This is a genomic window from Protofrankia sp. CiT1 (genome assembly GCF_917627335.1).
In the GTDB taxonomy this organism is placed as follows: domain Bacteria; phylum Actinomycetota; class Actinomycetes; order Frankiales; family Frankiaceae; genus Protofrankia.
In genome coordinates this window covers 5,436-11,296 of sequence record NZ_CAKJTP010000094.1, presented here as the reverse complement: position 1 = coordinate 11,296, position 5,861 = coordinate 5,436, and the positions used below count along the sequence as shown (strand labels likewise).

At 71.0% G+C, this 5,861-nt stretch carries 4 protein-coding genes; 2 read left to right on the top strand and 2 right to left on the bottom strand.

What is annotated here, in order from left to right:
* Nucleotides 1–2: 2 nt before the first annotated feature.
* Both MJ785_RS14910 and MJ785_RS14905 read right to left on the bottom strand, forming a co-directional pair.
* Nucleotides 3–782 (bottom strand): SDR family NAD(P)-dependent oxidoreductase, encoded by a 780-nt coding sequence (locus MJ785_RS14910; RefSeq protein WP_239310670.1) that lies wholly within the window; start codon nucleotides 780–782, stop codon nucleotides 3–5.
* 94 nt (nucleotides 783–876) lie between these two features.
* Complete coding sequence (locus MJ785_RS14905; protein ID WP_239310671.1) at nucleotides 877–2,133, bottom strand: aromatic ring-hydroxylating dioxygenase subunit alpha; 1,257 nt, start codon at nucleotides 2,131–2,133, stop codon at nucleotides 877–879.
* Nucleotides 2,134–2,637: 504 nt separating this feature from the next.
* On the opposite strand from MJ785_RS14905, the gene MJ785_RS14900 reads away from it, so the two are divergent.
* On the top strand, nucleotides 2,638–3,270 hold the full coding sequence (locus MJ785_RS14900) for a hypothetical protein (RefSeq protein WP_239310672.1): 633 nt from the start codon (nucleotides 2,638–2,640) through the stop codon (nucleotides 3,268–3,270).
* Nucleotides 3,267–5,852, top strand: a complete 2,586-nt coding sequence (locus MJ785_RS14895) for a putative PEP-binding protein (RefSeq protein WP_239381399.1) — start codon at nucleotides 3,267–3,269, stop codon at nucleotides 5,850–5,852. Before MJ785_RS14900 ends, MJ785_RS14895 begins: the two co-directional genes overlap by 4 nt.
* Nucleotides 5,853–5,861 lie beyond the last annotated feature (9 nt).

Below are 5,861 nucleotides of genomic sequence, written 5' to 3'. Positions count from 1 at the left end.
GGCTACCAGGCGGCGGTACCGCCGTCGACGTTGAGAAGCGCGCCGGTGATGCCCGCACCGGCGTCGCTGACGAGCAGCCGGGCCATCGCGGCGACCTCCTCGACCGTGTTCAGCCGCTTGATCGCGGCATCGTTCGCGTACGTCTGGAGGAACTCCGCATAGGTGATCCCGGCACTGGCCGCGGCAGCGGGACCGGCATCTTTCATCATGTCCGTCTCGATCGCGCCGGGACAGATCGCGTTACAGGTGATCCCGCTGGTGCCGTACTCGAACGCCGTCGCCTTGGTGAATCCGTTGAGCGCGTGCTTGTTGGTGATGTAATGGCTGACAGCGGCCTTGTTGCCCTGTTTGCCCTCGACGGAGGAAATATTGATGATCCGCCCCCAGCCGCGGGCAAGCATGGACGGGACAGCCCGCCGGGTGGCCCAGAAAACAGCGTTGATGTTCCAGTTGAGGGCGTTGGTCCAGGCCTCGTCGGTTAATTCGTGGATCAGGGCGAACCCGTCACTGCCACCGGCATTGTTCACGAGGATGTCGACGCGGCCGTAGTGCGCGACAGCGGCGTCGATCAGCCCCTCCACATCGCTTTGCAGCCGGACGTCACCGGGCACGAACTGGGCCCGGTCGCCGGCCGCGAGCTCATCGAGAGCCTCCTTGCCCTTGGCCTCGGAACGGCCGCTGATCACGACGTTCGCGCCGTCGGCGAGGAGGGCCTCCACGATCCCGCGGCCGATGCCACGGCTGCCTCCGGTGACGACGGCGACACGTCCGTCGAGATTCATACGCACGACCTCCTGGTCGGAAAAGGGGTAATCACAATACGGGCGGTCCGGAAAAGGACGCCCGGGAAAAAGACGGCCGGGAAACGCTGGGGGGTCACCGCGGGATGTCGGCACCGCCCTCGTCGAGCAGCCGCTCGACGACCCGGTGGAACTGCTGGAGACCGGGCTCGTTGCGGCCGAAGACGAAATCCGTGCCGTCCAGCGCGGCAAGCCCCCGCTGCACACCGAAGCCGGTCGCGTAGTCCTCGTCCAGCACGACATCGTGGAACCAGTCGCGGGTGGTGTCCGCGGCCGTGCGTTCCTCGTCGTCGGCCGGTGGGTGACGCAGCAGGATCAGCTGCTGGGTCCGGGACTCCTCGACGGTGCGGCCGGGCAGCACGAGCGACACCGCGACCTGCTGACGCCAGCCCCCGGAGAACGCCAGTCCCGGGAAGACCCAGAAGATCGCGCCGACGCAGGCGGCAGGATCCCAGCTCCGCGGTGGTTGCGTGGCCGCCTCGGCAATGGGCCGCAGCGCGAACGCGTTGCGCTGGTGGGGGCCCCAGCTGTCGAACGCGGCCATGTTCGACAGGTTGGTCCGGAAAACCGTCGTCCGGTGCAGCGAGGCGAAGTGGTATCCCTCGAGGTACCCGTCAACCGTGACCTTCCAGTTCGGCCCGGGTAACACGCGCGTGGAGTAATGGTGGCACCCGGCGAGCCCCAGCCCGTCGAGCAGCGGCTCGAGGTCACCGAGCCAGTTGTCCAGGTCGAGCGGACGGCCCGGGGTGAGCCCCACGAAGACGATGCCGGCCCGTTCCTCGGCGGGCAGCGACACCAGCCCGGCGCGGCCGCGCTCCAGCGCTCCGAACGTCTTCTCGCTGGCGACTCCGACGAGGCAGCCCGCCATGTCGTAGGACCAGGCGTGGTAAGGGCAGGTGATCCGCTGTGCTCGGTTCGTCCGGCCAACGCCCTCGGCGACCAGCTCGGCGCCCCGGTGGCGGCAGGCGTTCACGCTGGCGTGCACGGCACCGGCGGCGTCACGGGTGATGAGGACCGGGATGTCGACGACCTGAATGGCCTTGTAGCTACCGGGCTCGGGCAGCTCGCACGACATCGCCAGCGGCAGCGGGACCCGCCGGTGGATGCTGTTGATCTCGTCACGCCAGCGCCGCGGGTCAGAGTAGTTGCGGACGGGCTCACGCCACTGCGCCGGGGCCTGGTCGGTCCCGTTCTCCTGGTAGAGCCGGACCAGCCGCGCCATCACCGACCGCGCGTCCCGGCCCACGACATCATCGGCATGGCCGTCCAGCATGGAGGTGTAGACGGGGGTGGCGGAGGGCGCGGACGGAGGAGCCGTGTCCGTGCTGGTCATCGGAGCGACCCTGTCAACACACACATCATTTTTACCGGCACGCCCGAAACCTCCTCCGTCACGATCCGGGTAACTATGATCCGCATCACATCCCCTTAACTAGAGAATGTCAACAGTAACTTTTTGCGATGCCAGCAGTGCTCCCCGGCGGCGGACCGACGCCCACTCGCTCGCCCAGCCACCGGCGACAGCCCGAACCGACCACGGGCCCGACGCGGCGACGTGACCACGGCGCCTCCTGGGCCGGCACACTTAAGATCAAATACTTACTGAAGTTATCATCAATATAGTGACCTATGCCAACGCGGACTGAGCCTCGCGGACGAGCGGGTACAGCTGACGCGACGATCAGGGCTCAACCACCCGCGCATGTTTCTTGACTCGGATTCCCAAAAGCCGCAGCATGACCGGAATCACAGACCGATGGCCGGACCAGGGCCTGCCCGGCGCTGCCCGGCACGACGCCGGGCGCGGTCCACGGCCTGGCCAGGAGAGGCAACAGCGATGACGCAGCCAGCGACCGGAACAGACCCGCACCCGCTCGACGACGCTGCCCGCGCCGCGCTGACCGACCTCGTCGTGCGGGGTATGCGGCGCGGTCCGGCCCCAGACCTGGACCGTCTGGTGCAGGCCGGGCTGGCGCTGGCCAAGGGGCCGGTGACGATGCCCACCGCCAGTGCCAGAACCCTCGTCGGCGGCTGGTCCCGGCTGCCGGCAGGCTCCCCCGAGCGGGAGCGGGTCACCGTCCTCTACCACGCGTTCCTGCCGGTCAACAGCCGGTTACGGGAACTGTGTACGGCCTGGCAGCGCCGGCCGGACGGCGCACCCAACGACCACGGCGACGCCGTCTACGACGCGTCAGTGCGCGACCAGTTCGACGACGTGCACACGGCCATCACACAGATCATCCGCCGGCTCGCCGACCAGGTCCCCGCGCTCGCCCGCTACCGCGGCGAGCTGGGCGCCGCGCTCGACGCGTTTGACGCCGGTGACACCACCGCCCTGACCGCACCGCTGAGCGACTCCTACCACACGGTGTGGATGCGGCTGCACCAGGAGCTGCTGCTGCTGCTCGGCGTGAGCCGGGCCGAGGACGAGGCGCTGGAGAACCTGCTGGTCTCGAGGGCCGGCGGGTGAGCACCGCATCATCATCTCCGTTCCCCGGCGTGCCCCTCATCCCGTACGGCCACGGTCATGTCCGCGGCCTGGATGCCGCTGAGCTCGGCACGCACGGCATGGAGATGGACAGCCTCGTCCGGCTGGGGCTGCCGACCGTGCCGGGCCTCACGATCCCGGCGTCACGTGCCGGCGACCTGACCGACACAGCCGTCGCCCGTGGCGCGGTCGAGCTGCTGTCCGCGCTTGCCAGCCGACGGGTCGGGCAGAGCGAGCGGCCCATGTTGATACGGCTCGTCGCGAGCGCCCCGGTGCCGGCGGCGGGCCTGCCACCGATGGTCGCGGGCCTCGGGCTCTGCCTCGACACGGCCCCAGCGCTGTGCGCGGCGATCGGCCGCGCGGAGGTGCTGTACGAGACCTGGTCGGCTACGGTGCGAAGCATCGCCGAGGGTGCTCTCGGCGTCCCCGCGGATGACATCGACGGCGTGGTCCTGGACAACCCCGACCCAGCCAAACGGCTGCACGCGCTGCTGGAGATGTGCGAGCGGCTGGGCAGCCGGCCATACCCGGACGACCCGGCCGAGCAGGTCGCGCTCGCTGCCACCGCGAAGTTGGCCCGGTGGCGCTCCCCGCGGGGGCGGCGTGCCCGCGCGGCCCAGTCGCTGCCGGCTGACACCCCGATCGCGCTGCATCTCCAGGCCCTGCTCATCGGCCCGTGGGCGCGTTCGGGGCACGGGAGCGCGACCAGCCGCGACCCCGACAGCGGCGCATTCGCGCCGAGCGGGGTGTTCCATCGCGGCGTGCGCCGCAACGAGTCACCGAGCGGGCCGGGCGAGCCGGTGACGCGGCTCCCCGGTGGCGCCGATCTCCTGCGGGCGGCGCTGGCCACCCTCGAGCACCACTTCAACGCCGTGGCGCACGTCGGGTTCGAGCTGCGCGACGGCGAGCTCGCCCTGCTCAGCGCGGCTCCCTACGACCACCCCAGCCCAGCCGCCGCGGTACGGCTCGCCGTGGACCTGGTCGCCGCCGACACCATGGACCGCGCCACCGCGGTACTGTCCGTAGCTCCCCAGCAGGTACAGGCATTGTTGCACCCACAGCTGCGGCTGCGCGGCGGCGAGCCGCTGCTGGTGCGCGGGCTCGCGGCCTCCCCCGGGGCGGCCAGCGGACGGATCACGCTGTCCAGCGGCGACGCGGTCGAGCGGGCCGCGGACGGTGTGCCCGCCATCCTGGTGATGACCGAGACGACGCCCGCGGACGTACCGGGCCTGCTGGCCGCGGACGCCGTCGTCACGACGGGCGGAGGGCTCGCCTCGCACGCGGCTGTGGTCGCCCGCGGCGCCGGCAGGCCCGCGGTGTGTGGCGCGTCCGCGCTGCGGGTCGATCCGGTCGCGGGCCGCGTCAGCGCCGACGGGCGGGAGCTGCGCGAGGGGGACGTCATTTCTGTCGACGGGCGGACCGGTGAGGTGTATGCCGGGGCGGTCCAGGTGCGCCCGGCGGCCCCGTCCGCGGAGCTCGATGTTCTGCTCGGCTGGGCCGACGACCACCGCCGGCTCGGGGTTCGGGCCAACGCGGACACCGCGGCCGACGCGGCGAGCGCCGTCCGGCTGGGCGCCGAGGGCATCGGTCTGTGCCGCACCGAACACCAGTTCCTGGGTGCCCGGCTGCCGCTGGTCCGCCGGGTCATCATGGCTGAGGATGCCGACGACGAGCGCGAGGCTCTCGTGGCCCTGGCTGACGCGCAGCGCGAGGACTTCCGTGACCTGCTGCGTGCCGTGGGAGATCGACCGCTGACGGTACGTCTGCTGGATGCTCCGATGCACGAGTTCCTCCCCCATGACGGCGACGGCGACGACGACGACTGGCAGGCCGCCCGCGCCGCGGCGCTGCGCGAGGCCAACCCCATGCTCGGGGTGCGCGGCGTACGGCTCGCCGTGGTGCGTCCCGGGCTCTATCCGGCTCAGGTCGGTGCCCTGTTCGCCGCCTGGATCGACGTGGCCGCCGAAGGTGTGCGCCCCGCCCTCGAGGTGATGATCCCGCTCGTCTCGATACCGCGGGAACTGGCGCTGGCCGCCACCGATGTCGCCGCCGTCGCCACCGACGTAGCCCGGCGCACCGGCGTCGACATTCCCTACCGCATCGGCACGATGGTGGAGACACCGCGGGCCGCGCTGCTGGCCGGCCAGCTGGCGGCGCACGCGGAGTTCCTGTCCTTCGGTACCAACGACCTCACCCAGCTCACCTACGGTTTCTCCCGCGACGACGTGGAGAGCCGGCTGCTGGCCACCTACGTCGAACGCGGACTGCTTCCGTCGAGCCCGTTCGCCGAGCTCGACGGCGAGGGCGTGGGCGCGCTGCTCGCCATCGCCATCCGGCGGGCGCGGGCAGCCCGGCCCGACATCACGATCGGAGTATGCGGGGAGCACGGTGGCGACCCAGCGTCGATCGCGCTCCTTGAACCGCTGGGCTTGGACTATATCTCCTGCTCACCGCGGCGGGTGCCGGTCGCGCGGCTCGCCGCCGCCCAGGCCCGTCTGAACGCCGCGGCCACCCAGGGTGAGGATGCCATAGCTTCCATGATCATCCCGGAGGGCCTGTCATGACCGTTGCCG

What these genes read in the sequence shown, in the direction of transcription:
- MJ785_RS14910 (WP_239310670.1), bottom strand. Translation starts at nt 782, where the DNA reads ATGAATCTCGACGGACGTGTCGCCGTCGTCACCGGAGGCAGCCGTGGC.
- MJ785_RS14905 (WP_239310671.1), bottom strand. Translation starts at nt 2,133, where the DNA reads ATGACCAGCACGGACACGGCTCCTCCGTCCGCGCCCTCCGCCACCCCC.
- MJ785_RS14900 (WP_239310672.1), top strand. Translation starts at nt 2,638, where the DNA reads ATGACGCAGCCAGCGACCGGAACAGACCCGCACCCGCTCGACGACGCT.